This is a genomic window from Actinomycetospora termitidis, assembly GCF_030286555.1.
In the GTDB taxonomy this organism is placed as follows: Bacteria; Actinomycetota; Actinomycetes; order Mycobacteriales; family Pseudonocardiaceae; genus Actinomycetospora; species Actinomycetospora termitidis.
In genome coordinates this window covers 199940-223213 of record NZ_JASVWF010000007.1, presented here as the reverse complement: position 1 = coordinate 223213, position 23274 = coordinate 199940, and the positions used below count along the sequence as shown (strand labels likewise).

Annotated in this window: 28 protein-coding genes and 1 tRNA gene; 14 read left to right on the top strand and 15 right to left on the bottom strand. The window is 74.7% G+C overall.

Annotated features, from left to right (window positions below; genetic code table 11):
- Positions 1-9: 9 nt before the first annotated feature.
- Positions 10-390: a DUF7793 family protein gene (locus QRT03_RS26330; RefSeq protein WP_286056105.1), complete on the top strand. Its 381-nt coding sequence runs from the start codon at positions 10-12 to the stop codon at positions 388-390.
- Entirely contained in the window at positions 371-1897 is a 1527-nt protein-coding gene (locus QRT03_RS26325; RefSeq protein ID WP_286056104.1) for a putative bifunctional diguanylate cyclase/phosphodiesterase, read from the top strand. The genes QRT03_RS26330 and QRT03_RS26325 overlap by 20 nt, the downstream gene beginning before the upstream one ends.
- Here the strand turns inward: QRT03_RS26325 and QRT03_RS26320 are convergent.
- The 4 genes from QRT03_RS26320 to QRT03_RS26305 all read right to left on the bottom strand — a co-directional run bounded on the left by QRT03_RS26320 (position 1857) and on the right by QRT03_RS26305 (position 4926).
- Positions 1857-3269, bottom strand: a complete 1413-nt coding sequence (locus QRT03_RS26320) for an AMP-binding protein (protein WP_286056103.1) — start codon at positions 3267-3269, stop codon at positions 1857-1859. The two genes, QRT03_RS26325 and QRT03_RS26320, sit on opposite strands and share 41 nt — an antisense overlap.
- A gap of 22 nt (positions 3270-3291) precedes the next feature.
- A complete protein-coding gene (locus QRT03_RS26315; protein ID WP_286056102.1) occupies positions 3292-3603 on the bottom strand; it encodes a hypothetical protein in 312 nt (103 codons plus the stop codon).
- 154 nt (positions 3604-3757) lie between these two features.
- Positions 3758-4738, bottom strand: a complete 981-nt coding sequence (locus QRT03_RS26310) for a helix-turn-helix transcriptional regulator (protein ID WP_286056101.1) — start codon at positions 4736-4738, stop codon at positions 3758-3760.
- 113 nt (positions 4739-4851) lie between these two features.
- A tRNA-Ile gene (locus QRT03_RS26305) sits at positions 4852-4926 on the bottom strand.
- A 353-nt stretch (positions 4927-5279) separates the two neighbouring features.
- On the opposite strand from QRT03_RS26305, the gene QRT03_RS26300 reads away from it, so the two are divergent.
- The 4 genes from QRT03_RS26300 to QRT03_RS26285 all read left to right on the top strand — a co-directional run bounded on the left by QRT03_RS26300 (position 5280) and on the right by QRT03_RS26285 (position 8160).
- Positions 5280-5474: a hypothetical protein gene (locus QRT03_RS26300; RefSeq protein ID WP_286056100.1), complete on the top strand. Its 195-nt coding sequence runs from the start codon at positions 5280-5282 to the stop codon at positions 5472-5474.
- Positions 5475-5623: 149 nt separating this feature from the next.
- The gene (locus tag QRT03_RS26295) at positions 5624-5770 is read left to right on the top strand and encodes a hypothetical protein (protein ID WP_286056099.1); all 147 of its coding nucleotides are present in this window, start codon (positions 5624-5626) and stop codon (positions 5768-5770) included.
- Complete coding sequence (locus QRT03_RS26290) at positions 5771-6511, top strand: hypothetical protein (protein ID WP_286056098.1); 741 nt, start codon at positions 5771-5773, stop codon at positions 6509-6511.
- A gap of 14 nt (positions 6512-6525) precedes the next feature.
- Positions 6526-8160, top strand: coding sequence for an alkaline phosphatase D family protein (locus QRT03_RS26285; RefSeq protein ID WP_286056097.1), 1635 nt, complete (start codon positions 6526-6528; stop codon positions 8158-8160).
- A gap of 6 nt (positions 8161-8166) precedes the next feature.
- Here the strand turns inward: QRT03_RS26285 and QRT03_RS26280 are convergent, their stop codons facing one another.
- Positions 8167-8964 (bottom strand): enoyl-CoA hydratase/isomerase family protein, encoded by a 798-nt coding sequence (locus QRT03_RS26280; protein ID WP_286056096.1) that lies wholly within the window; start codon positions 8962-8964, stop codon positions 8167-8169.
- A 62-nt stretch (positions 8965-9026) separates the two neighbouring features.
- On the opposite strand from QRT03_RS26280, the gene QRT03_RS26275 reads away from it, so the two are divergent.
- The 3 genes from QRT03_RS26275 to QRT03_RS26265 all read left to right on the top strand — a co-directional run bounded on the left by QRT03_RS26275 (position 9027) and on the right by QRT03_RS26265 (position 13695).
- Positions 9027-9581 (top strand): Uma2 family endonuclease, encoded by a 555-nt coding sequence (locus tag QRT03_RS26275; RefSeq protein ID WP_286056095.1) that lies wholly within the window; start codon positions 9027-9029, stop codon positions 9579-9581.
- A gap of 110 nt (positions 9582-9691) precedes the next feature.
- Complete coding sequence (locus QRT03_RS26270; RefSeq protein ID WP_286056094.1) at positions 9692-10834, top strand: metallophosphoesterase family protein; 1143 nt, start codon at positions 9692-9694, stop codon at positions 10832-10834.
- The gene (locus QRT03_RS26265; protein ID WP_286056093.1) at positions 10831-13695 is read left to right on the top strand and encodes a hypothetical protein; all 2865 of its coding nucleotides are present in this window, start codon (positions 10831-10833) and stop codon (positions 13693-13695) included. Before QRT03_RS26270 ends, QRT03_RS26265 begins: the two co-directional genes overlap by 4 nt.
- Here the strand turns inward: QRT03_RS26265 and QRT03_RS26260 are convergent, their stop codons facing one another.
- Together QRT03_RS26260 and QRT03_RS26255 are read right to left on the bottom strand one after the other, a co-directional pair.
- Positions 13696-14355 carry a 4'-phosphopantetheinyl transferase family protein gene (locus QRT03_RS26260; RefSeq protein ID WP_286056092.1) on the bottom strand — a complete coding sequence of 220 codons (660 nt, stop codon included), beginning with the start codon at positions 14353-14355 and terminating at the stop codon, positions 13696-13698.
- Entirely contained in the window at positions 14352-15248 is an 897-nt protein-coding gene (locus tag QRT03_RS26255) for a metallophosphoesterase family protein (RefSeq protein WP_286056091.1), read from the bottom strand. Before QRT03_RS26255 ends, QRT03_RS26260 begins: the two co-directional genes overlap by 4 nt.
- Before the next feature lie 55 nt (positions 15249-15303).
- On the opposite strand from QRT03_RS26255, the gene QRT03_RS26250 reads away from it, so the two are divergent.
- Positions 15304-16497, top strand: a complete 1194-nt coding sequence (locus QRT03_RS26250) for an adenylate/guanylate cyclase domain-containing protein (RefSeq protein ID WP_286056090.1) — start codon at positions 15304-15306, stop codon at positions 16495-16497.
- A gap of 172 nt (positions 16498-16669) precedes the next feature.
- Here QRT03_RS26250 and QRT03_RS26245 read toward each other — a convergent pair whose 3' ends face one another.
- The gene (locus tag QRT03_RS26245) at positions 16670-16900 is read right to left on the bottom strand and encodes a hypothetical protein (protein WP_286056089.1); all 231 of its coding nucleotides are present in this window, start codon (positions 16898-16900) and stop codon (positions 16670-16672) included.
- 71 nt (positions 16901-16971) lie between these two features.
- Here QRT03_RS26245 and QRT03_RS26240 point away from each other — a divergent pair, with 71 nt between their 5' ends.
- Entirely contained in the window at positions 16972-17649 is a 678-nt protein-coding gene (locus QRT03_RS26240) for a DUF4440 domain-containing protein (protein ID WP_286056088.1), read from the top strand.
- 11 nt (positions 17650-17660) lie between these two features.
- Here the strand turns inward: QRT03_RS26240 and QRT03_RS26235 are convergent, their stop codons facing one another.
- Entirely contained in the window at positions 17661-17921 is a 261-nt protein-coding gene (locus QRT03_RS26235; protein ID WP_286056087.1) for a hypothetical protein, read from the bottom strand.
- 77 nt (positions 17922-17998) lie between these two features.
- Positions 17999-18193, bottom strand: coding sequence for a hypothetical protein (locus tag QRT03_RS26230; RefSeq protein ID WP_286056086.1), 195 nt, complete (start codon positions 18191-18193; stop codon positions 17999-18001).
- A 95-nt stretch (positions 18194-18288) separates the two neighbouring features.
- Here QRT03_RS26230 and QRT03_RS26225 point away from each other — a divergent pair, with 95 nt between their 5' ends.
- A complete protein-coding gene (locus tag QRT03_RS26225; protein ID WP_286056085.1) occupies positions 18289-18759 on the top strand; it encodes a Clp protease N-terminal domain-containing protein in 471 nt (156 codons plus the stop codon).
- Between the two features lie 115 nt (positions 18760-18874).
- Here QRT03_RS26225 and QRT03_RS26220 read toward each other — a convergent pair whose 3' ends face one another.
- The 3 genes from QRT03_RS26220 to QRT03_RS26210 are packed head-to-tail and all read right to left on the bottom strand — an operon-like array spanning position 18875 to position 20991.
- Positions 18875-19369: a MaoC family dehydratase gene (locus QRT03_RS26220; protein ID WP_425604906.1), complete on the bottom strand. Its 495-nt coding sequence runs from the start codon at positions 19367-19369 to the stop codon at positions 18875-18877.
- 8 nt (positions 19370-19377) lie between these two features.
- Positions 19378-19809 carry a pyridoxamine 5'-phosphate oxidase family protein gene (locus tag QRT03_RS26215; RefSeq protein ID WP_286056083.1) on the bottom strand — a complete coding sequence of 144 codons (432 nt, stop codon included), beginning with the start codon at positions 19807-19809 and terminating at the stop codon, positions 19378-19380.
- Between the two features lie 39 nt (positions 19810-19848).
- Complete coding sequence (locus QRT03_RS26210; protein WP_286056082.1) at positions 19849-20991, bottom strand: GDSL-type esterase/lipase family protein; 1143 nt, start codon at positions 20989-20991, stop codon at positions 19849-19851.
- A 78-nt stretch (positions 20992-21069) separates the two neighbouring features.
- Here QRT03_RS26210 and QRT03_RS26205 point away from each other — a divergent pair, with 78 nt between their 5' ends.
- Positions 21070-21528, top strand: coding sequence for an SRPBCC family protein (locus QRT03_RS26205; protein WP_286056080.1), 459 nt, complete (start codon positions 21070-21072; stop codon positions 21526-21528).
- On the opposite strand, the gene QRT03_RS26200 is transcribed toward QRT03_RS26205, so the two are convergent.
- Complete coding sequence (locus QRT03_RS26200) at positions 21525-21866, bottom strand: VOC family protein (RefSeq protein ID WP_286056079.1); 342 nt, start codon at positions 21864-21866, stop codon at positions 21525-21527. The genes QRT03_RS26205 and QRT03_RS26200 overlap by 4 nt on opposite strands.
- Before the next feature lie 48 nt (positions 21867-21914).
- Between QRT03_RS26200 and QRT03_RS26195 the strand changes: the two genes are divergently transcribed.
- The gene (locus QRT03_RS26195; RefSeq protein WP_286056078.1) at positions 21915-22607 is read left to right on the top strand and encodes a DUF2306 domain-containing protein; all 693 of its coding nucleotides are present in this window, start codon (positions 21915-21917) and stop codon (positions 22605-22607) included.
- Here the strand turns inward: QRT03_RS26195 and QRT03_RS26190 are convergent.
- The gene (locus tag QRT03_RS26190) at positions 22579-23271 is read right to left on the bottom strand and encodes a DUF998 domain-containing protein (protein WP_286056077.1); all 693 of its coding nucleotides are present in this window, start codon (positions 23269-23271) and stop codon (positions 22579-22581) included. The two genes, QRT03_RS26195 and QRT03_RS26190, sit on opposite strands and share 29 nt — an antisense overlap.
- Positions 23272-23274 lie beyond the last annotated feature (3 nt).

Here is a 23274-nt window from a genome sequence, read left to right as displayed (position 1 = left end):
GCTGGAGGTGTGAGCAGCGAGCCGGACGTGGGCTACTTCGCGTCGCTCCACGTCGACGACCTGGGCGTGGTGCGGCTGGTGTGGGCGTCCGGCCTGCGCATCACCGGGGAGATCGCCGAGTACGCGATCCGCGCGGTCGACGAGCTGAACGGGGACACCCGCCGTCCCATGCTGATCGTCGGCTCGGAGACGCCCACCACGCGGGAGGCCCGCGCGGTGTTCGGCCGCGAGTCCTCGGTCACGCGGATCGCCATGCTCGGCCGCTCCGTGGTCGACCGGACCATCGCCAACTTCTCGCTGTTCGTCAACCCGCCGGCGGCACCGACCCGGTTCTTCACCGAGGAGGACGCCGCCCTGACGTGGCTGCTCGATGACGACGCACGCGGGTGAGGACCTGGCCCGTCGGCTGGACGAGCTCGCGGGCTTCGTGATCGAGCTGGCGGCGGGACGTCTGGACGCACGGCTCGACCCCTCGAACGAGTCCGACGAGATCGACGCCATCGTCGTCGGGCTGAACATGCTCGCCGAGGAGCTGCAGGGGCTCACGCACGACCTCGAGGGGCGCGTCACCGAGCGCACCCGCGAGCTCGCCGACGCGCACGCCGCCCTGGAGCTGCTCGCCCACTCCGATCCTTTGACCGGGCTCGCGAACCGCACGCTGCTCGGGATGCGCCTGCGGCAGGTGGAGCAGGCCGGCACGGTCCCTGCGGTGCTCGTCCTCGACCTGGACGGCTTCAAGGCGATCAACGACAGCTTCGGCCACGAGATCGGCGACGAACTCCTGGTCGCGGTCGCCGAGCGGCTGCGCGGCCTGGTCCGCGAGAGCGACACCGTCGCCCGGCTCGGCGGGGACGAGTTCGCGATCCTCGTGCAGGACGCCACCCCGGAGCAGACCCTGGACATCGCCGAGCGGATCCGGACCGCGCTCGCCGCGCCCGTCGTCGTGCAGGGTCGGTCGTGCTGGGTGAGCGCCAGCATCGGCGTCCGGCTCGGCGCGGGCGGGGGCGGCTCGACGGCGAACTTCCTCCGGGACGCGGACACGGCGATGTACATCGCCAAGGGGCGCGCCCGGGGCGGGGTCAGCGTGTTCGCGCCCGCCATGCGCCGGGAGGCCCAGGCCCGCAGCCGGCTCGCCGACGAGCTCCGCACCGCGCTGACCACGGGCCAGCTGCTGGTCCTCTACCAGCCGATCGTCGACCTGGAGACGGGCCGGGTGGCCGCGGTCGAGGCCCTCGCCCGCTGGCGGCACCCCGAGCGGGGTTTCCTCACCCCCGACATGTTCCTGTCGGTCGCCGAGGACACCGGGCTGATCACCGCGCTGGACATGTGGGTGCTGGAGACCGCGGCGGCGCAGGTCGCGCGGTGGCGCCGCGACGTCCTGGACGACGAGCCCTTCTCGGTCCACGTCAACGTCTCCCCCGTGGAGCTGCGGGCGCCGGGCTTCGTCGACGGCATCGTGGACTGCACCCGGCGGCACGGGCTCCGGCCGCAGGACGTGACCATCGAGATCACCGAGCACCGCCTGCTCGGCGAGGACGCCGCCACCCGCGAGGCGCTGGAGGGGTTGCGCGAGGCGGAGGTCGGGGTCGCGATCGACGACTTCGGGACGGGCAGCTCGTCGCTGGGGTACGCCCGCCGGGCCTTCGTCGACGAGGTGAAGATCGACCGGTCCCTGGTCACCGACCTCGACGTGGACGACCAGCAGATGCGCGTGACCGCCGCGATCCTCGTGATGGCCCACGCGTTCGACCTCATCCCGATCGCCGAGGGCGTGCAGACCGAGAGCGAGGCCCACGCCCTGCGCACGCTCGGCTGCCGGTACGGGCAGGGCTACTTCTGGAGCCCGCCGGTGCCCGCTACCGACCTGGAGGCGCAGATCCGAACGCGGAACGCCTGACCTTGCCCGCGTCGTCGCGCAACGGGTGGTCGACGAAGGCGTAGGTGTGGGGGCGCTTGTGACGGCCCAGGCGCCCGTCGAGGTGCGCCCGCAGCTCCGGTTCCGACGACGGGTCCGCCCGGACCACCGCGTGCACGACCCGGCCCAGGTCGTCGTCGGGAACACCCACCACCACCGCGTCGAGGACCGCGGGGTGCGCGAGCAGCGCCGCCTCCACCTCCGCCGGGTACACGTTCGCCCCGCCGACGACGACCATGTCCGTGCGCCGGTCGGCGAGGTACAGGTAGCCGTCCGCGTCGAACGAGCCCATGTCACCGAGGGACTCCCAGCCGTCCCGTTCCCGCGGCTCGGCGCCCAGGTAGCGGTACGTGGGCCCGCCCTCCGGTCGCATCCAGATCTCGCCGACGACGCCCGGGGGCACCTCGTGGCCCTCGTCGTCGGTGATCCGCACGTGTCCGCGGGTGATCCGACCGACGGAGCCGGGGTGCGCGAGCCAGTCGCGGCCGTCGATCATCGCGCTCGCCTGCGACTCGGTGCCCGCGTAGAGCTCGACGAGGATCTCGGGCCGTGGCAGGCGCGCCAACCACCCGCGCTTGACCTCCGGCGGGCACGGGGCGCCGACGTGCAGGGCGGTGCGGAGGCTGCTCAGGTCGCCCCAGGCATCGTCGGGAAGACGGAGGATCCGGGCCATCATCGTCGGGACCAGGTAGAGCCACGTGACCCGCTGCTCGGCGACCAGCTCGAGCGTGCGCGCGGCGTCGAAGCGCTGCATGAGCACCACGTGGTGGCCCTGCAGCAGCGCCATGAGGCTGAACATGTAGGGCGCGTTGTGGTGCAGCGGGGCGGTCGCGAGAAAGACCCCGTCGCGGTCGATCCGCAGGCCGTCGGCCCGCGCCAGGACCTCCTCCGTGCACGCGGCCTGACCGGCCACGATGACCTTCGGGGTACCGGTCGACCCGCCCGAGGTCGGGGCCTTCCAGGACGGGCCGACGACGTCCGGGAGCGGGGAGTCGTCGTCGGTGTCCGGCTCCGGCGCCTCGTCCAGGACGAGGGCGGGCTTCCCGACGGCGAGCACCGCCTCCCGTTCCGCGGGGGCCATCCGCGCGGGGAGGGGGTGCGGGACGGCGCCGAGCTTCCAGGCGGCGACGCTCGCGGCGACGTGGTGCACGGTGTTGGGCAGCGCGATCGCCACGAGGTCGCCGCGCGTGACGCCCCGGGACGCGAAGGTGCGCGCCAGCCGGTCGGTGAGGCGGTCGAGCTCGGCGCGAGTCAGCGCGGTGTCGCCGTCGGAGACGGCGGGGGCGCCGGGGGCCTGCTCGGCCAGCTCGCGCAGCCGGCGGGACAGCGGGGTGGGCTCGGGCGCGCGGGTCACCGCCCGAGCGTGCCCCCTCGGCTCAGCCGGCGCAGTCGGTGCACGCGTCGCGCTGCGCGTCGAGGTCGCCGCCGGCGGCCCAGACCCGCACGACCCCGACGGCGGGGGCGGTCCCGTGGTGGTGGACGGTCCCGTCGGCGATCGCCCGCCGGAGGGCGGCGACCGCGCCGGGGACGCCCGAGGTCACGGCGGGGAACGGACCGGACGCCGGTTGGCGGGAGCTGGGCACGGCGAGCTGGTCGATCGAGACGGTCATGTCCCCTCGACGGTCGTCCGGGCCGAGGACTTGAGCCGGGCGCCGGTCGCTGCCCGTGGTGGGCGGCGGAATGATCATGACCCGATCATCGCACGTCACGCGGCCTGACGATCATCCTGCGTGACGACGACCCACAGAATTCGCCGGAGCGCCATTCTTGCGGACCAACGAGCGGACCCGGGGAGCGCAGCGCACGACATGCCGAGGACCACCCGAACGTGTCGCCGCCGCCCTACCGGCGCAGGGTCTCGTTGGGCGAGCACCCGTGCACGCGCCGGTACTCGCCGGAGAACCGGCCCGCGTTCCCGAAGCCCCACCGGGCGGCGATCTCGGCCACGGTGTCGCCCCGGGTGGGATCGCCGTCCCGGAGGTCCTGGTGTGCGCGCGCCATGCGGACGCGACGCAGGTACTCCAGGGGCGTCTGGTCGCGGTGCCGCCGGAACGCCATCTGCAGGGCGCGCGGGGACACGCGGGCCGCGGCGGCGACGTCCTCGAGCCCGATCGCGTCGTGGGCGTGCTCGTCCATGAACTGCGCCGCGCGGCGCACGACGGCGGGCTCGACCCGGGGGACGCGACCACCCTCCGCGGCCCTGGCCGTGTTCGGGAAGGTCGTGAGCAGCGCGGCCGCGAGCATGCGGAACGCCTCCCCCTGCACCAGCGGGGACTCCCGGGCGACGGCGTCGTCCAGGACGGTGTCGCGCACGTGCGCGACCGTCGCGTCCCAGAAGTGGGCGGCGCCGGGCGAGACCGGGTCGAGGCCGGTGAAGGTGAGGTCCTCCGAGCCGGAGACCGACGCCGCGTACGCCGCCACCCGTTCCCGGTCCAGCATCATCCCGGCCACGTCGACGTCGTCGGTCGCGGCCTCCCACGGCTCGTCGTTGGGGACGAGGAAGACCTCACCGGCGACGGCGCGCAGGTCGTGGCGCGACGTGAGGAACCCGACCCGGCCGCGGTAGACCTGGTCGATGCAGTACACCCCGCCCTGCGGCCCGCGATAGCCGATCGGGGACGGGCAGCGGAACCGGCCGAGCGCGAACCCGTCCCCGTCCTGCATCTGCTGCGCGAAGTGGAAGTCCTCGGGGCGGGCGGGCATCCGGACGCCGCGGGAGATCTGGTAGCTGTCGCGGATTACCTGGGCGGCGTGATCGGGGTCCGTGGTCGCGAATCCCGGCCGCCAGGGGGCGGGTGCGAGGGCGTCGTCGACGACGGTCATGGGGTACCTCCGGGCCGTCGCTCCTCCCGGACCGCGGACCGGTCGGGAACGGCCGGAGCGTCGACCGTCCGCGCAGCATACAGGGGGTGTAGGACCCCTTCGGCACCCGCGCGTGGGGCAGGTCGGGTTCGAACCGACGACCTGACGGATTATGAGTCCGCTGCTCTGACCGGCTGAGCTACTGCCCCCGTACGGCCCTCGAGCTGCCCTCGCCCGCCTCGATCACCGTGTCGGGCACCCTAGCGGGACGACGCTCGTTCCCGACTCCGGGTGGGGGCCGGCCCCTCGCCCCGTGAACGGGACGTTTCGGACTCGTCAGCACGAGATCACCGAGCGCCCGAACGGGCGAAATCGGCGCGCATCCGCCGTGACCTGCACGGGGACGTCCGGTGACGGCGGGTCCGACACGTTTGTCGATGATCTTCGTGTTACGACCGGGCCAGGAGCCGTGTTCGTCCCCGAGGGGCCTCGTTGCGCCGATCGACACCGTCCGCGGTGTCCGACCGAGCAGTACCCGCCGTCCCTTCGGGAAGGACCCCCCATGCCCTCCAACCGCTCCCTGCGCCTCGGCTTCGCCGCCCTCGTCGGCCCGGCCCTCGCCCTCGGCGTGGCCGCGCCGGCCGCGAACGCCGCCGAGGTCACGCCGATCGCGGAGTACGTCGACCACAACGTCGCGGACACCGAGGCCGAGGTCGGCGCCGTCCTCGACGACCTCGGGCTCGAGGCCGCCGAGTAGGTCGCGCCGCCTCGGACGCGGGCCCGGCCCGGACCACCTCCCCTGGGGTCCGGGCCGGGCCCGTGTTTCGTTGCGATCGCGGATCATCCCTGGACATCTCGCCCGTCACCGGCCGACCATCGGTGCAGTCCCACCTCGAGGAGGCAGACATGCGCCTGGGCCGTCGACTCACCGCCGGTATCGCCGAGGACCCGCCCGCGCCCGCCGTGCCCGCCCCGGCCGCGACGCCGGAGCCGGTGGAGACTGTGGACGTGCACGAGCAGCCGACGCCGGACCCGGTCGTCTCCGGGAGCTGAGTGCCCCCGTCGTCGTGGCGGGGCCGGACGCACCCGCGTCCCGAGGAGTCGCCGGGCTCCCGCCCCGCCCTCCCCGGCTGGAAGATCGCCTACCCGATGCTGTCCGCGGACGGCACCGCGCTCGGGTTCAACGGCGTCGCCCTCGGGCGCAGCCAGGTGTACGGGACGGTGGCCGAGGCCGTCTGCGTGCAGTCCCCGCGGCACCGCTGCCCGTCGACGTGGTGCGACTGCGGGTTCTACTGCTTCCACGAGGCCGAGCAGGCCCGCGCCCTGGCCTGCGACGAGCAGTACGAGCGCAGCGTCCTGCTGGAGGTGCTCGCCTCGGGCCGCTACGTCTCCTACGAGCTGGGGCTGCGCTACCAGCGCCAGACGGTGCGGGCGGTGCGGGTGGGCCGGTGCCGCTGCGGGCGCGCGGCGGCGGCACTCGACGACGTCGGGGGCGGCATCGTCGGCTGGCGTCGCCTCGAGGCGGTCTGCCGGGAGTGCGCCGGGCGCCGCGCGGTCCTGTCGCTGGACCGGCTCGGCCGGCTGGCCGGGGTGCCGGTCACGGTCGACGAGGGCGTGGAGCGGACGGTCCTCGCGCCCCTGGCCCCGCTCGAGGCCGCCGGCCCCGACGACCCCGCGGCCGCCGACCTCCCGCCCGAGGCCGAGATCCCGCTGCTCTCCGCCGAGGTCACGCTGCTGCAGGCGCGGCTCGACGAGGTCCAGCGGCGTCTGTCGAAGCTGACCGAGCGCGGGTGAGGCAGGCTGTCGGCGTGACCGACAGCTCTCTGCTCGTGCTCGGGCCCCTCCTGCGCCACGTCGGGACGACGACGGCGACGGTCTGGGTCGAGGTGGACCGCCCCGGCAAGGTGGAGATCCTGGGGCAGAGCGCCTCGACGTTCACCGTGTGCGGGGAGCACTACGCCCTGGTGGTCCTGCGCGACCTGGAGCCGGACTCCGTGCGGACCTACGAGGTCCACCTGGACGGCGAGCGGGTGTGGCCGTTCGACGGCCTGCCGCCGTCGCGCATCCGGACCCGCGCGGAGCGGTCCGAGCGCACCCAGCGCGTGGTGTTCGGCTCCTGCCGCTACCCCCCGACCGGGGACCCCGAGCTCGAGGCCACGCTCGGCGTCGACGCCCTCGACGCCTATGCCGCGCGGCTGCTGCGCCGGATCACCGCGGCCGCCGACGGCGACGCGGCCGCCGCCGAACTGCCGGACGCGATCTGCCTGCTCGGCGACCAGGTGTACGCCGACGAGACCACCCCGCGGACGCAGCAGTGGCTCCGTGAGCGCCGGGGCGACGACGACGGCGCGGGCGCGGAGATCGCGGACTACCCGGAGTACGCGCACCTCTACGCCGAGACGTGGCAGGACCCCGAGGTGCGCTGGCTGCTGTCGACCGCCCCGGTCGCGATGATCTTCGACGACCACGACGTCCGCGACGACTGGAACACCTCGCAGGCCTGGCGCGAGGAGATGGCGCAGCTGGACTGGTGGCCGACGCGGATCCGGGCCGGCCTGGCGTCGTACTGGGTCTACCAGCACCTGGGCAACATGGACCCGGCCACGCTCGACACCGACGACCTCTACCGCAAGGTGATGGCCTGCGAGGGCGACGCCTACCCGCTGCTCGAGGAGTTCGCGGCCCGGGCCGACGCCGCGGTGGGCAACCCGGCGGGCGTGCGGTGGAGCTACCGCTGGGACCTCGCCGGCAGCCGGCTGCTCATGGTCGACTCCCGCTGCGGCCGGGTGCTCAACGACGACGAGCGCCTCATGATCAACGACGAGACGTTCACGTGGCTGGAGACGCAGGCCGCCGAGCCCGACCTCGACCACGTGCTCGTCGGCTCGTCCATCCCCTGGCTGATGCCGCCCGCGATCAGCCAGGTGCAGACCATGGACGAACGCTCCGCCGCCCGGGGCAGCCGCGCCGCCGAGTGGTTCCGCCAGGCCGTCGACCTGGAGCACTGGCCGGCGTTCCGCGCGTCGTTCGACCGCCTCGCCCGGCTGGTCGAGCGGACCGCGGCGTCGTCGGCGGCCCCGGCCACGGTCTGCGTGCTCTCCGGGGACGTCCACCACAGCTACGCGGCCCGGGCGAGCTTCCCGACGCCGAGCCGCTCGCACGTCTACCAGCTCACCTGCTCCCCCGTGCGCAACAGCGTGCCGTGGTTCATGGAGTACGTGTTCGCGGCAGGCTGGACCCGGTCGATGACCCGGGTCGTCCGCCGGATCGGCCGCTGGTGGGGCGTGGAGCCCGAGCCGGTGGAGTGGGACGCGATCGGCGGACCCTACTTCGGCAACTCCATCGCGACCCTCGAGCTCACCGGTCGCTCCGCCCGCGTCCGCTTCGAGCGCTCGACGCGCGAGGGCGGCCTGGAGCCGGTGAGCGTGCTGCCGCTGACGTAGGTGCCGTCAGGCGCCGCGGAAGGTCGCCTTCCCGTGGCCGCGCTCGACGAACGAGTCCATCGCGCCGCGCAGGTCGGCGGTGGCGAAGAGCTTCCCGGCGATCTCCGCGGTGCGGGCGTTCGCGGTGTCGAGCCCGTCCGCGGCCAGCGTCGCGAGGATCTCCTTGGTCGCCGCGTGGGCCGTCGTCGGGCCGGCGGCGAGGTCCTGCGCGAGGGTGCGCGCGGTCGCGTCGAGCTCGCCGTCGGGAACGAGCCGGTCGACCGCGCCCCACCGCTCCATCTCCGTTGCGCCGAAGCGACCCGCCGTCATGACGAAGTACTTCGCGCGGCCCTGCCCGACCCGCTGCGCGAGCCGCTGCGTGCCGCCCATCGCCGGGGTGAGGCCGACGGTCGCCTCGATCAGCCCGAAGCTCGCGGACTCGGCGGCGACGATGAGGTCGCAGGCCAGGGCGAGCTCGAAGGCCCAGGTGAGGGTGAGGCCGTGGGCGGCGAAGACGGTCGGGAACGGGAGCCGGTGGACCCGCTCCCCCAGCTCGACGAGCTCGGCGAAGTAGCGGGTGCCGGCCTCGACGTCGGCGTCCTGCGAGATCGGCAGGAACGAGTCGCGGACGTCCACGCCGCCGCTGACGACCTTGCCCTCGGCCCGGAACAGCGCCCCGCGGGGCTTCCCGGTCTCGAGCTGCGTCACCGCCTCGACGAGCGCGGTGTGCAGGTCGCGGTCGTAGAGGTTGAGCGGCGGGTGGTCGATCGTGACGACGGCGAGTGCGGGGTCGGAGCCGGTCTCGACGCGGATCGGGGAGGTCACGCTGCGACCCTGCCAGGTGGAACCGTTCTAGGCTGGGCTGCGTCGAAGGGAGTGTGACGACCATGTCGCTGCCGCTGTCCGCGTCCTGGCCCGGCCACCTCCTCGACCTGGCGCAGTGGGACGCCCTCCCCGAGGACACGAGTCGGCAGATCGAGCTCGCCGAGGGAGTCCTGCAGGTGGCGCCGAAGCCGATCCTCCTCCACCAACGCATCGTGATGCGGCTCGCCGCCCGGCTCGACGACGCCGCCGACGGCCGGTGGGAAGCCTTCCCCGGGGTCGAGATCGTGATCGAGGACGCGCCCGCGGCGACCGTGCGTGCGCCCGACGTCGTCCTCGTCCGGCCGGACATCTCCGTGACGGTGCCGCGGTGGACGGCGAGCGAGGTCCTGGCCGCGATCGAGGTCCTCTCCCCGGGGAGCCGGCGGCTGGACCGGATCGTCAAGCTCCACGAGTACGCGGACGCCGGGATCCCGACGTACCTGGTGGTCGACCCGGGCCCTCCTGTGGAGCTCACCGAGTTCGAGCTGGTCGACGGCGCCTACCGGCAGGTGGCGTTGCACCGCGGGGCGGCGGAGCTGCGGCTGGGCGTGACGCTGGACCTCGACGCGCTGACGTGACCCGACGAGGCTGTCGGACCCCTGTGCTCTCCTGATCATGGTCGTCACGGGGTGTCGGTGGGAGGTCCTCCCGCGGCGGCGCCTACGGTTCGTCGCACGGGGAGGTGAGCATGCGCTTCGTCCACACCGCCGACTGGCAGCTGGGTATGACCCGGCGGTTCCTCGGCGCCGGTCGGGTCGGGCAGGCGGTCGGGGAGGCGCAGGCGCGGTTCGCCCAGGCCCGCCTGGACGCGGTGGCCGCGCTCGGCCGGGTCGCGGCCGACGAGGGCGCCGCGTTCGTCGTCGTGTGCGGCGACGTGTTCGAGTCCAACCTCGTGGGCCCCGACGTGGTCGGGCGGGCGTGCGAGGCGCTTCGCTCGTTCACGGTGCCGGTGCTGCTCCTGCCCGGGAACCACGATCCGGCCGACGCCGCCCTGGTGACGCGGCGCGCCGACTTCGCCCGACGCTGCCCGCCACACGTGACGGTGCTCGACTCCCCCGGGGTCCACGAGGTGGCTCCCGGGATCGAGGTGGTCGCCGCACCGTGGGCCACGAAGCGTCCGCTCTCCGATCTCGTGGGTGACCGCCTGCGCGCGTTGGAGCCCGCGCCCGACGGCGTCGTCCGGGTGCTCGCCGGGCACGGGGCGGTCGACGTGCTGAGCCCCGACGAGCACGATCCGGCGGTGATCCGCACCGACGGGTGCCGCGCGGCGCTGGCCGACGGCCGGGTGCACTACGTCGCGCTGGGCGACCGGCACTCCACCTGGCAGCTGCACGGCGAGCCGCGGATCGCCTACTCCGGGGCGCCCGAGGTCACCTCGCACGAGGAGACCGACCCCGGCAACGTGCTCGTGGTCGACGCCGGGCCCGACGGGGCGTCGGTGCGGCAGGTCCGCGTCGGGCGGTGGGCGTTCGCCCGCGAGGACGCGATGGTGGACACCGACGACGACCTCGCGGCCCTCGACGCCCGGCTCGGCGGGATCGCCGCGCCGGAGCGCACGGCGCTGCGGCTCGCGGTCGAGGGCACGGTGACGCTGCGGCAGCGCACCCGGCTCGACGCGATCGCCGAGGCGCACGCGCCGGTGTTCGCGGCCCTCGAGGTCGACGCGGGCGCGGTGGTGACCCGCCCGGACGACGCCGACGTCGAGGACCTCGGGCTCACCGGCTTCGCCGCCGACGCCGCACGCGAGCTCGCCGACGCGGCCCGAGACACGGCCGACACCGAGGCGCTCGACGCGCTCGCCCTCCTGCACCGGCTGGCGGTGGCGCGATGAGGCTGCTGCGCATCCGGCTGCGGGACTTCCGGGGTGTGCACGACCGGGAGGTCCGGCTCGCCGAGTCGGGGGTGACGGTGCTCGAGGGCGAGAACGAGGTCGGCAAGACCTCCACGGTGGCGGCGCTCGACCTGCTGGTCGACTTCCGCGACGACTCGAAGGCGTCCCCGGTGCGGGCGGCGGCCCCGGCCGGCCGGGACGCCGGGCCCGAGGTGGAGGCGGAGTTCGTCAGCGGGCCCTACCACGTCGTCTACCGCAAGCGGTGGCTGCGCCGGCGGCTCACCGAGCTGACCGTCCTCACCCCCTCGCCCGAGCAGCTGGCGGGCCGCGAGGCGCACGACCGGCTGCTCGCGATCCTGGACGAGACCATGGACCGCAGCCTGTGGCTGGCGCTGCGGGTCGAACAGCACACCCCGCTCGGGCAGGCCGACCTCGGCGGGCACGACGCGCTTTCCCGCGCCCTGGACCTCGCCGCGGCCGGGGCGGGCGGCGAGGGCGCCGGGCCGGCTGCGGACGCCGCGGCGGAGGGACTGGTCGAGCGGGCGCTGGCCGAGGTGCGGCGCTACCACGGCGGGCACGGCCGGCCGGTCGGGCCGCTGCGCGAGGCGGGCGAACGCACGACGGCCGCGCGCGAGGAGGTCGACCGCGCGGCGGCCGCGGTCACCGAGGTGGAGCGCGACGTCGACCTGCGCGCCGAGCTCGACCGGGAGGCGGCCGGGCTCGCCGAGGAGCGCCGCGCGCAGAACGACCGCGTCCGCGAGCTGGAGGACCGGTGGTCCGCCCTGCAGGCGCGCCGCCAGGAGGTCGCCACCAGCGCGGAACGCGCCGAGCACGCCCGGGAACGGGCCGGGCGGGCCACCGAGCGCCAGGACGCCCGGGCGGCCCTGGTCACGGCGACCACCTCCGCCCGGGACGCGGCCGCCCGCGCCGAGCAGGTCCTCGCCGGTCTCGAGACGCGCGACGGGGCCCGCCGGGACGATCTCGCCGAGCGCCGGGCCGCGGCCGACGCCGCCCGGGCCGCCTCGGACACCGCCACCGCCGCCGCCCGGGCCGCCGCCGACGCCCTGACCACCGCCCGCGACCGCGCGGAGCTGGCCGTCCTGCGGGGGCGGCTGCGCCGCGCCGGGACCGCCGAGGAGGCCCGCCGGGAGGCCGCCCGCGCCGCGGGCGGACCGTGCGCGGACGCCACGGCGGTGGAACGCCTCGAGGGTCTCGACCGGGAGGTGGTCGCGGCCGAAGCGGAGCTGACCGCCGGGGCCGCCACCGTGGAGGTCACCGGGCTCGCGGCCGGGGCGACCGTGACCGTCGACGGCACCGAGCATGCGGTGGCGGAGGGCGCGACCACGACGCTGCCGGTCGCCGACCCGGTCACGGTCGGCGTCCCCGGCGCGGTGCGGGTGACCGTGCGTCCGGGTCGCGACGGCGCGGCGGCGCGGCGCCGCGTGGCCGACGCACGCGCCGCCCGCGACGAGCTGTGCAGCACGCTCGGGGTCGCCGACCCGGCCGCCGCCCGCGCGGCCCTTCGGGCGGCGGGCGAGGCCGCGGCGCGGGTGCGCGAGCTCGCCGCGGTGGTGGAGCGCGAGCTCGACGGCCGCACCCTCGACGACGTCCGCGCCGCGATCGCCGCGCTGGTCGAGCGGCTCCCGGCCGAGGCGGACCCCGGACCGGCCACCCCGCCCCGTCGCCGGGGCGCCCGCCGGGCGGCGCCCGACGAACCCGGGCTGTTCGAGGAGGCGGGGCTGCTCGACGACCCGGCCGACGACCCCGAGCCCGAGGACCTCGAGCCGCTGCGACTCGAGGCCGTGCGGACGCTGGACGCCGCGGACGCGGCCCACCGCGCCGCACGCGAGGCCGAGAACGCCTGGCGCCGCACCGACGAGGCCGCGGTCGCCGCGGGCACGGAGGTCGCCGGCGCCCGGACCGCGCTCGCCGTCGCGCGCAGCGAGGCCGACCGACGCTCCGCGGAGCTGGCCGACGCGCGGGCCGAGCAGCCCGACGACGCGCTCGCCGCCGCGGCGACCGAGGCGCTCGCCCGGGCGCGGCGCCACGAGGCCGACCACGAGCAGCGGGCGGCCGCGCTCGACGCCGACGACCCGACCACCGTGGAGGCGCTCTACACCACGGCGAAGCGGGCGGTGGAGGCCCTCGTCGCCCGGACCACCGACGTCGACCGGCGCCGCGCGGAGGTCACCGGGCGCCTGCAGGTCGCCGGCGGCGAGGGCCGGCACGACCGGTTGGCCGCCGCCCGTGCCGAGCTCGCCGCGGCGGAGCGCCAGCACGCCGCCGTGACCCGCCGTGCGGCCGCGGCGACCCGCCTGCACGACACACTCGCCCGGCGGCGCGACGAGGTGCGCCGGGCCTACGTCGCGCCCTTCCGCCGCGAGGTGGAGCGCCTCGCGCGAATCGTGTTCGGGCCGTCGCTGACGCTCGAGGTCGACCCGTCCCTGCGGATCGTCACGCGCACGCTGAACGGGGTCACGGTCCCGTTCGACGCGCTGTCCACCGGCGCGAAGGAGCAGCTCGGCCTGTGCGCCCGGCTCGCGGTCGCGGCGCTCGTCGACGCCGAGGACGGGGTGCCGGTGCTCATCGACGACGCGCTCGGCCACTCCGACCCGGGCCGGCTGGAACGGCTCGCCGCGGTCTTCGGGGCCGCGGCGGCGGGCTCGTCGCACCAGGTCGTGGTGCTGACCTGCACCCCGGCGCGCTACCGCGGGATCGGGGCGGCACGGACGGTCACGCTGGACCCGTCCTACCCGCCGCCCGAGGCCGTCCCGGCGCCGCCTACTGAGCCGGCCGGGTCGCCCGAATCGGCCGGGCCCACCGGGGACCCGGTACCCGACGCCTGGTCGGAGGTCGGCTGATCAGGCCTCGAGCGCGATCGCGGTGACGACGAACCCGTCCGCCACCGTCCAGCGACCGCGGAACTCCCCGACGGCGACGCCGTCGACGACCGGCCCGGGCACGAGCAGCTCCGCGCGGAACGTGCCGTCCGCACCCGGCGTCAGGACCGCCTCCTCGAAGCCCAGCCACCGCCCGGTCAGCGGGAACCAGGTCTTGTAGACCGACTCCTTGGCCGAGAACAGCAGACGGTCCCAGTGCACGTCCGGTCGCCGCGCCGCGAGCGACGCCAGCACGGCGCGCTCGGACTCCGACGACACCGCCTCCAGCACGCCCTCGGGCAGCACGTCGTGCTGCTCGGCGTCGATCCCCACCGAGCGCACCACGTCCGCGAAGGCCACGGCCGCACCGCGGAAGCCCTTCGTGTGCGTGATCGACCCGACGACGCCGTCGGGCCAGACCGGCGAGCGCTTCTCCCCCACCGGCACCGCGTCCGCCGGCGCGCCCAGGGCCGCCAGGGCGTCCCGCGCGCACGCCCGGCCGGTGGTGAACTCGGCCCGGCGCGAGTCCACGGCCTTCGCGACGGCGGGTTCCTCGGTCGGGTGCAGCGGGCCCGCGGAGTCGTCGTCCAACCGGACGACGGTGGCCACCGACGTCGGCAGCACGGCGGCGAGGGGGTTCATCGCACGGTCTCCCAGCGGGCCCCGTGGCCCATCGCCCACGCGGTGAAGGGGTCGTGGTCCTGCGGCTCGGGCGCCGGGAGGATGCGGCGCAGCGGTCCGCGCACGAGGTCGTGGCGCTGCCACTCGCGCGGGTAGCCCACCGAGACCTCCTCGAAGCGGACGCCGTCCTCCCAGGTCGTGCGCGGGAGGTGCAGGTGGCCGTAGACCACGGCCGCAGCGTCGTACTCGACGTGCCACCGGGCGGTCTCGGCCGACCCGCACCACAGCGAGAACTCGGGGTGGCTCAGGACCTGCAGGGGCAGCGCGGTCAGCGGCCAGTGGTTGATCAGCACCGTCCGCATCCCGGCGGGCCGTGCGTCGAGACGACGACGGGTCTGCGCCAGGCGCTCGGCGCACCAGGCGGCGGGGCCCGCGTGCGGCCGGGAGGCCATGAGGAACTCGTCGGTGCACACCACACCGGCCTCGCGGGCGGCGTCCAGGGCCTCGTCGGTCGACATCGCGACCATGTCCGGGCGGACCCGCCACGAGTAGTCGTAGAGCAGGAACATCGGGCAGACGAGGGTGTCGCCCCACACCGGCCACTCGTCCTCGGGGGTCAGCACGCCGAGCGATCGGCACACGTCGACGAGGTGGTCGTAGCGGGCGGGCCCGACGAGCTGGACGTCGTCGCCGGGCGGGGTCCAGAGGTCGTGGTTGCCGGGCACCCAGATGACGCGCTCGAAGCGGTCGGCCAGCACCGAGAGCGCCCACCGGACGTCGCGCACGTTGTCGGCGACGTCACCCGCGACGATCAGCCAGTCCCCGGGGTGGGTCGGGTGCAGATCGCGGACGACCTGCTGGTTCTCGGTACGGTTCACGTGGAGGTCGCTGGTCGCGAGCAGGCTGGGAGCCATCAGGTGCGCACTCTAGTGGCGAGCCGCCCCGGCCGGGATTCGTCATGATGATGGAGTGCCACCGCGCCACCTGACGTCGCTGCCGATCCCGCAACGCCTGCGTTCGGCGATGGCGGAGACCGACTACGACCGCGCCGGGCTGCTCGAGGGCCTCACCGGCGACCAGCGCCGCATCCGGGTCGAGGTGCTCTCCGCCCTCGCGGCCGACGGCGTCGGCGTCGACTCGATGCGCGAGGCGATCGAGCGCGACCGGCTGGGGCTGCTCCTGATCGAGCGCACGCTCTCCCCCGAGGACGGCTGGTCGATGTCGGGGATCTGCGCGCACACCGGGCAGGACCCGGAGGTCGTGTCGAAGTGGTTCCGCGCCCTGGGGCGCCCGGTGTCCGCGGACCCCGACGAGGAGATGTACACCGACGAGGACGCCGAGATCGCCGAGCGGATCGAGCACTACCGGGCGCTGGGCTTCACCGACGAGGAGATGCTGCCGGTCGTCCGCGCCATTGGCCGCGGTGTGCTGAACATGGCCGACGCGCTGGGCGGACTGCTCGGCGAGGCGCTGCTGGCGGCCGGGGAACCGGAGCCCGAGCTGGCGCTGCGGTACGCGATCGAGGCGAAGCGGATCGCCGAGCAGGACCTGCTGCACCTCACCCACCTGGTCTCGGTGGCCCTGGCCGACCGCATCCGGTCGCACGCGGTCGCGGTCGAGGAGTCCTCGGCCGGACGCCTCCAGGGCGCCCAGGAGGTCTCGGTGTGCTTCGCCGACCTCGTCGGCTTCACCGACCTCGGGGAGAACGTGTCGGCGGCGGAGCTCTCCGAGGTGGCCGAGCTGCTGTCGGCCTGCGCGACCGACGTCGCGGTCCGCCCGGTCCGTCTGGCCAAGACGATCGGCGACGCGGTGATGCTGGTCTCCTCGGACACCACGTCACTCGTGGACGCGGCGGTCGAGCTGGCGCGCCGGTGGTCCGACGCCGACGACGGGCGCCCCGACGTGCGCGTCGGCGTCGCGAGCGGCATCGGGGTGCCCCACGCCGGCGACTGGTTCGGCCCCCCGGTCAACCTCGCCTCGCGGGTCACGACGACGGCGCGCCCGGGCCAGGTCGTCGTCACGGCCGCCGTGCACGACGCGGTCGTCGCGCAGCTCGGTGACGAGGGCGCGGGCAGCCGGTTCCGCTGGCGGGTGGCGGCGCCGCGACGGTTCAAGGGCATCCGGGGGGCTCAACGCCTCTACCGGGTGTCGGCCGCCTCCTAGAGGTGCCGGGGTCGGCGGCGGTCCGCTCCCCAGCGACCGCCGCCGACCCGGGCAGTCGGCGTTCCCCGAACACCGACACCAACCGTCCGTCGGTGGGAGAACAGTGAGGCACGGACCACTGTTTCGTCCAGCGAGAACCCTCGATCACCACATGAGTTCACCCGGTGGAGTGCTACTTCGAGGGCTTGCGGGCGTGCTCCCCGGCCCGGAGGCGCATGAGGTTGACGGCGACGAACATCGTCGTGATCACGCCGAGCACGAACAGCACGAAGCCCAGGACGGCCGACGTCCCCGTGAGCACGAGCGCCAGGCCGACCAGCAGGAGCACGGCGCTGACGCCCCACCCGACCATGAGCAGCCGCATGGGCGTCGTCCCGAACCGCTCCGCGAGGCGTTCCACCATGGTCGCATCCTAGCTTGACTTCTTCGCGGGACCTCTTGGTACGGTTTTAGTACCAAACCGAGGAGGCCGCGATGACGACGACGACCGTGCTGGCCAACGTCCTGGTCAAGGACTGGACGGTGGCTCAGGAGTTCTACGCCGGGGTGCTCGACCGGGGGCCGGACCTGGTGCCGATGCCGGGCTGCGCGGAATGGCACGTGCCCGGTGGCGGGGTGCTGCAGGTGGTGGAGAACGCCGAGCGCGCCGGCAGCTCCTCCGTGGCGCTCGTCGTGGACGACCTCGACGCCACACTCGCCCGCCTGCGGTCGTCGGGAGTCACGGTCGGGACGCCGATGACGGTGCCCGACGCCTTCCGGGTCGTGACCTTCGCCGATCCCGAGGGCACGATGGTCACCCTCGTCGAGACCTTCGGCGCCCCGACGGTGGTCGTGCGGTCCCTGTTCGCGGCGTACCTCGCGCAGGATCGGGAGGCGGCCGCCGCTCTCCTGGCCGACGACTTCGTCTTCACCAGCCCGCAGGACGAGCCGATCGATCGGGACGAGTGGCTGCGCCGTTGCTTCCCGACGGCGGACCGGGTCCGGTCCCAGGACCTCGTCGACGTCGTCGAGGTGGCGCCGGGCCAGGTGTTCGTCCGCTACGTCTACGACCTCACCACGGGCGCACGACACCGCAACACCGAGGTGATCACGGTGCGCGACGGTCGCGTCGCCGAGGTCCAGGTCTACTTCGGGGCGCCGGTACCGGCGTGACGACCCGCCGCTCAGGCGGCGAGGCAGAGATCGTCGAGCCACGAGACGACGGTCCGGGCGGCGAGCCCCCGCGTCGCGCCGAGGAGCGCACGCAGCTGCGCGGCCGTCCACAGCGTCGCCGCCCGGTCCAGGTGGCCACGGCAGAGCGCCTCGGCGAGGGCCACGACCTGCGCGCGGTCGCCCGCGCCGAGGCCGTCCAGCGACTCCAGGTTCGCGAGCACCGAGCGGGCGGCGACCCGCGCCTGCTCACTCGTTCGGTGCTGATCGTTCACGGGCATGGACGCTACGCAAAGTACATGGATGTCACTCACTGCATCCAGGAGGAGCGGTCGATCGGCGCGGTGAACGGTCAGAGGAAGAGGGCCGCCGCGACGAAGGCCACCACGAGGACGACGGCCACGACGAGCACCGCGGTCGACCCCACGCCCCCGAGCCGCGAGGGTCGGGGCGGCTGCCCGTGGTCGGCGGACGAGCCCTGCGGTCCGGCGCGCCCGGACCCGTAGTTCGTGAAGGAGTCCCCGCCCATCCCCGGTCCACTGGTCATGGCCGCACCGTACGCGGGCACGCACCCCCGGTGACGTCACCCGATTGTTTCCCGACGGCGGGTGATGTTCCGGTTCGCCCGGACGATGCTCAGGTGTGGCCTCGAGTTCACGGGTCCCCTGGTGGCCGGGTCTGTCGACCGCGCGTGACATCGCGGCGGCGGCCGGCGCACGCAGCGTCGGGACCCAGCACGTGCTGCTCGCCCTCGTGACGCGGGCCGAGCCGGACGTCGCCCCCGTGCTGCGCGCCGGCGCGATCGACCGCCCGGCGGTTCTGGCGGCCCTCCAGGGCATCACCGGGACCGGCTGCCGCCGCGAGTCCGTCCGCCTCGACGCGGTGGCGGTGTCGCCCCGTGTCCTCGCCCTGGTCCGGGAGGCCGCCACCCGCGGGCAGCGCGCCGGGGCGGTGCCCGACCTCGACGTCCTCGACGCCCTGCTCGCCGTCGAGGAACCCTCCCTCGCCGCCCTCGTCCTCACCGCCCTCGGCAGCCGGCGCCGCGTGCGCACCGCCCTGCGCCGGCACGTCCAGCGCGCCGACGACGGGGGCGGGGACCTCGTCGGCCGCTGAGGCGATTGCTGCGCGCCGGGCGGGAAGACCTGGCGTCCCTGCTAGGTCCGCGACCGCCGTGTGTGGTGCACAGGTTTCCTGTGCACCACACACGGCATTCGTCGACCTAGCGCCGTCACGCCCTTCCGGGTCGCACGGCCACCATGTTCATCGCGAGCCCGGTCAGGACCGCGCGGTCGTCGTCGGTCAGCAGCTCGATGCGGGTCCGGACGATCCCGCGGTCGGGCTTCGACCGGGACACGCGCGACTCCGCGACCGTCACCCGCAGCCGCACCGGCTCCCCCGGTCGCAGCGGCGCGGGCCAGCGCAGCTCGTCTACCCCCGGCGAGGCCAGGCTCGCGACCGCGGAGATGTAGTGCTCGCAGTACATCCGCATCATCAGGCCCGCGGTCTGCCACCCGCTCGCGATCAACCCGCCGAAGGGCCCGGTGGCCGCCCACTCGGGGTCGGTGTGCAGGCGCTGCGGGTCGTACTGCCGCCCGAACGCGACGATCTCGTCGGCGGTCACCGACAGCGTCCCGTACTCGTAGGTCTCGCCGACCACGTAGTCGGCGAACCACCGGTCGTCGATCGGGGCGGCGAAGTCGGAGGGGCTGAGCACCTGCGTCACGCCGACGATCATGGCACCGACCGGTGCTCCAGGCCGCCCTCGCCCAGCCGCCACGTCACGACCTTCGCGACGACGACCGTGAGCGCCGTCGAGAAGACCGACCGCCAGTCCGCGAACGACTGCCCACCCAGCATCCCCGCGTACTTCGACGCGAACGCCTCCTCGCCGGCCGGGCGGTCGTCGAACTCCACCCGTCCCTCCAGCAGCACCACGTCCCCGCCGCCGCCGGCGGTGTCGAGGTGCAGGGCCACCGCCGGGTCGCGACGCAGGTGGCCGATCTTCGCCGTGTCGGGCCGGCTGAAGATCGTCACCGTCGGGTCGGACCAGCCGAACCACACCGGCACGGCGTGCGGGCGGGTCGTCGCCAGCCAGATGACGGGCTCGGCGGCCAGCCGCTCGTGGGCGTGGGCCAGCACCGGGTCGCTCGGGTCGAGGAGCATCCCGGCAGGGTCCTCCGCCGCCGCCCCGACACGCCAGGCTCACCCGGCGAGCGGACCCCCGGGACCGAGCGCGAGCGTCGCGAACCGCTCCCCCATGAGCCGGTGCGTGGCCGCGTCGGGATGCAGCGCGTCGGGCAGGGGCAGCGTCTCGGCGTCGGCCTCGCCGTAGAGCTCGCGTCCGTCGAGGTAGGCCAGGTGCGGATCGTCGGCCGCCCGTTGAGCCACGAGCCGCTCGAGCGCGTCGCGGACGACCCGCAGCGTCAGTCGGCCCGCCCGGACCTCCGCCGGGTCGCCGGTCGCCACGAACCGCATCGTCCCGCCCGAGAAGTCGGGGGCACCGGGCCCCGGGGTGTCCTCGTGGATCGGGCACAGCACCGCGGAGACGACCAGCAACGGCGTCGTCGGGTGCCCCTCGCGGATCGTGTCGAGGAACCCGTGTACCGCGGGCACGAAGGCGCGCAGCCGCATCAGGTCGGCGTTCACGACGTTGATCCCGAGCTTGAGGCTGATCAGGTCGGCCGGGGTGTCGCGGATGCTGCGCGCGGTGAACGGGTCGAGCAGGGCGCTCCCGCCGAACCCGAGGTTGATCAGCTCGAGGCCCGCCGACCGCGCCGCCAGAGCGGGCCACGTCGTCGTCGGGGAGGCCGCCCCGGAGCCGTGGCTGATGGAGCTGCCGTGGTGCAGCCAGGTCCGCCCGGTCGGCACCGACGGGTGCACGGGCCGGTCCGCGCGGAGGGCGACGACGTCGGTGGTCTCGTGGGTCGGGAGCCAGATCTCGACGTCGTGCTCGCCGTCGGGGAGGCCGAGCCGGACCGTGCCGGCCGGACCCGGCGTCGTCACCCGCTCGCCGGTCTGCATGTCGACCTCGACGACCGTGCCGCCGGTCGTGCTCGCCGACCCCACCAGGTCGCCGTCGACGACGAGGTCGTACACACCCTCGGGCCGGGGCGGCGCGCCCCGGTAGGTGACGACGGTGCGGTGGGTGTCGAGCTCGATCGCGGTCGCGTCGGTCCGGAACACCAGCCGCACGCCCGAGGGCTGCGACTCCGCCATCGCGATCTGCGGCTCGGCGTACTGCGCGCGGGCCCACGCCGGCAGGCGGTGCGGGCGCAGGCCCAGCTCGGTGCGCTCGAGGTCGAGCGCGCCCCGGACGAGGTCGGGCGTGAGGTCGACGGGGAACATGATCGTCACCGTACGGCGACGCCGCGACGCTACGCGGGGGATTCCGGGGCGTTCCGTCGAGCTGTGAGGATGGACGGCGTGGAAGCCGACCCGTACTCCTTCGCCGACTCCGTCTGGGTGGACGCGACCCCGCACCGCGTCTACGACGTGGTCTCCGACGTCACGCGCCACGGCGAGTGGAGCGAGTTCACCCGCTCCTGCGAGTGGGAGGACGCGACCAGCGCCGTCGTGGGGGCACACTTCACGGGCCACAACTCCCGTCCCGGCCGGGACTGGTCCACGCGCAGCGAGGTCGTGGCCGCGACGCCCGGGCAGGAGTTCGCCTGGGAGGTCCGGGACGGGTTCGTCCGGTGGGGCTTCACGATGGCCCCCGACGGCGGGGGCACGCGGCTCACCGAGAGCTGGGAGTTCCGGCCCGCCGGTCGCGACTTCATCCGCGAGACCTACGGCGAGGACGGCGTCACGCTGCGGGTGGACGACGCCCACTCCTCGATCCCGACGACGCTCGCCCGGATCAAGCAGGTCATCGAGGGCTAGACCGGTCCCCCACCGACGCCGAACTCGTTCCCGTCGGGGTCGCGGAAGACGGCCTTCCGGACGCCGTTGTCGTAGATCTCGGTCGTGGTCGGCTCGATCCCGCGGGAGCGGGCCGCCGTCAGGAAGGCGTCGAGGTCGTCGAGGAAGACGGTCACGCGCGAGTGCCCGACGTGCGCGGTCCCCTCCTCGACGTAGACGTAGCGGTCCTCGGCGATCTCGAAGACGGCCTCGACGTCGTTCGGCAGGAACGCGGGGTCGGCGCCGAGCAGGCGGGAGTACCAGGCGATCGCGGCGGCGCGGTCGCGGACGTCGAGCGCGGCGAAGAGCGAGGGCGGCATGGCCGGGAATCCTTCCGTCCCGCGGAGGTCCGGGGGATCCTCCGTCCCGTGAGCACGCAGTCCACCGTCCGGGTCCGGCCGCGCGTGACGTGGGCCGTCGTCGCGGTGCTGACGACGATCGTGCTGGTCTTCTTCGTCCTCCGCCTGGTCGCCGACGTGCCCCCGCTCGTGCGGGGGACGGTGCCGCCGCCCACGGCGTTCGAGCAGCGCTACGTGCGGCACCCGGTCCCCGCCTACGTCCACATCGTCCCCGGCGTGCTGTTCCTCCTCGGGGGCGCGTGGCAGCTCTCCGGCCGCTTCCGCAACCGGCACCTCGTGCTGCACCGCCGGCTCGGCCGGTTCCTCGTCGGGGGCGCGCTGCTCTCGGGGGTGCTCGCCGTCGTGATCGGGGTGTGGTTCCCCTACGGCGGGACGGCCGAGTCGGGCGCGTCGGTGGTGTTCGGGCTCCTGTTCGTCGTCGAGATCGTCCTGGGCGCGCGGGCGATCCGGGCGCGGCGCGTGCTCGAGCACCGCCGGTGGATGATCCGCGCGTACGCCGTGGGCCTCGGGGTCGGGACCATCCGCCTCTGGATCGGGCTGTTCACCGCGGTCGGACTGCTCTCGATCACCGACAACCGCGGCACGGCCTGGTTCGGGGTCGCGTTCTGGATCGCCTTCGTGCTCCACGTCCTCGTGGCCGAGGCCTACCTGCGCGTCGCGCCGCGACCCGGCGTCAGGAAGGGTCGAGGTCCTGGCCCTTGACCAGCCACGCCGTCGCGAATGCGAACACCGCGACCGACTCGAGCCAGAACAGGAAGCGGACCCGGTCGCGGACCTCGTCGTCGAGGACGAGCCCGCCGACCACGGCGACGAGCAACGCCACCACGATGACGATGCCGCAGGCCCGGAAGAGCCGCTGTCGGCCGGCGGGGACGGTGTTCGTCTCGACCGCCGGGTCCCGCGGGAAGAGGAACAGGCAGAAGACGGCCATCCCGACGAAGAACACCGCGGCCGCGGTCAGGTGCAGGCCGCCGACGAGCCGCTGGAGGGCCGTCGGGTCGGCCGGGGTGGTCGGGCAGAGCCCGACGACGGCCGAGGCGACGCCCGCGGCCGTGCCGACGCGGCGCTCCCAGATGCCGTACCGGTAGGTCACCAGGAACACCGCGAAGGCGATCTGGGCGCCGACGAAGATGTTCGCGGAATAGGTGTAGTAGTAGCCGCTGATCGAGCTCTGGAGCGAGTCCCACAGTCCGGGCGCCGTGTCCGTGCCGTCCGCCGCGTCCACGACGAGGCCCCACGACCAACCGAACAGCACCACCAGGACCGGCAGCGCGAACCCGACCGCGCCGACCAGCCGCCGCAACAACAGGTGGGACCGCACGAACCAGCGGTCCTCGAGCCAGTCGGTCACCGAGAACGCCGTCACGGT

Bases quoted from the DNA above. Each gene is read 5' to 3' on its own strand.
- QRT03_RS26325 (WP_286056104.1), top strand. From the start codon at position 371: ATGACGACGCACGCGGGTGAGGACCTGGCCCGTCGGCTGGACGAGCTC.
- QRT03_RS26315 (WP_286056102.1), bottom strand. From the start codon at position 3,603: ATGATCATTCCGCCGCCCACCACGGGCAGCGACCGGCGCCCGGCTCAA.
- QRT03_RS26310 (WP_286056101.1), bottom strand. From the start codon at position 4,738: ATGACCGTCGTCGACGACGCCCTCGCACCCGCCCCCTGGCGGCCGGGA.
- QRT03_RS26300 (WP_286056100.1), top strand. From the start codon at position 5,280: ATGCCCTCCAACCGCTCCCTGCGCCTCGGCTTCGCCGCCCTCGTCGGC.
- QRT03_RS26295 (WP_286056099.1), top strand. From the start codon at position 5,624: ATGCGCCTGGGCCGTCGACTCACCGCCGGTATCGCCGAGGACCCGCCC.
- QRT03_RS26275 (WP_286056095.1), top strand. From the start codon at position 9,027: ATGTCGCTGCCGCTGTCCGCGTCCTGGCCCGGCCACCTCCTCGACCTG.
- QRT03_RS26270 (WP_286056094.1), top strand. From the start codon at position 9,692: ATGCGCTTCGTCCACACCGCCGACTGGCAGCTGGGTATGACCCGGCGG.
- QRT03_RS26265 (WP_286056093.1), top strand. From the start codon at position 10,831: ATGAGGCTGCTGCGCATCCGGCTGCGGGACTTCCGGGGTGTGCACGAC.
- QRT03_RS26260 (WP_286056092.1), bottom strand. From the start codon at position 14,355: ATGAACCCCCTCGCCGCCGTGCTGCCGACGTCGGTGGCCACCGTCGTC.
- QRT03_RS26255 (WP_286056091.1), bottom strand. From the start codon at position 15,248: ATGGCTCCCAGCCTGCTCGCGACCAGCGACCTCCACGTGAACCGTACC.
- QRT03_RS26245 (WP_286056089.1), bottom strand. From the start codon at position 16,900: ATGGTGGAACGCCTCGCGGAGCGGTTCGGGACGACGCCCATGCGGCTG.
- QRT03_RS26240 (WP_286056088.1), top strand. From the start codon at position 16,972: ATGACGACGACGACCGTGCTGGCCAACGTCCTGGTCAAGGACTGGACG.
- QRT03_RS26230 (WP_286056086.1), bottom strand. From the start codon at position 18,193: ATGACCAGTGGACCGGGGATGGGCGGGGACTCCTTCACGAACTACGGG.
- QRT03_RS26215 (WP_286056083.1), bottom strand. From the start codon at position 19,809: ATGCTCCTCGACCCGAGCGACCCGGTGCTGGCCCACGCCCACGAGCGG.
- QRT03_RS26210 (WP_286056082.1), bottom strand. From the start codon at position 20,991: ATGTTCCCCGTCGACCTCACGCCCGACCTCGTCCGGGGCGCGCTCGAC.
- QRT03_RS26200 (WP_286056079.1), bottom strand. From the start codon at position 21,866: ATGCCGCCCTCGCTCTTCGCCGCGCTCGACGTCCGCGACCGCGCCGCC.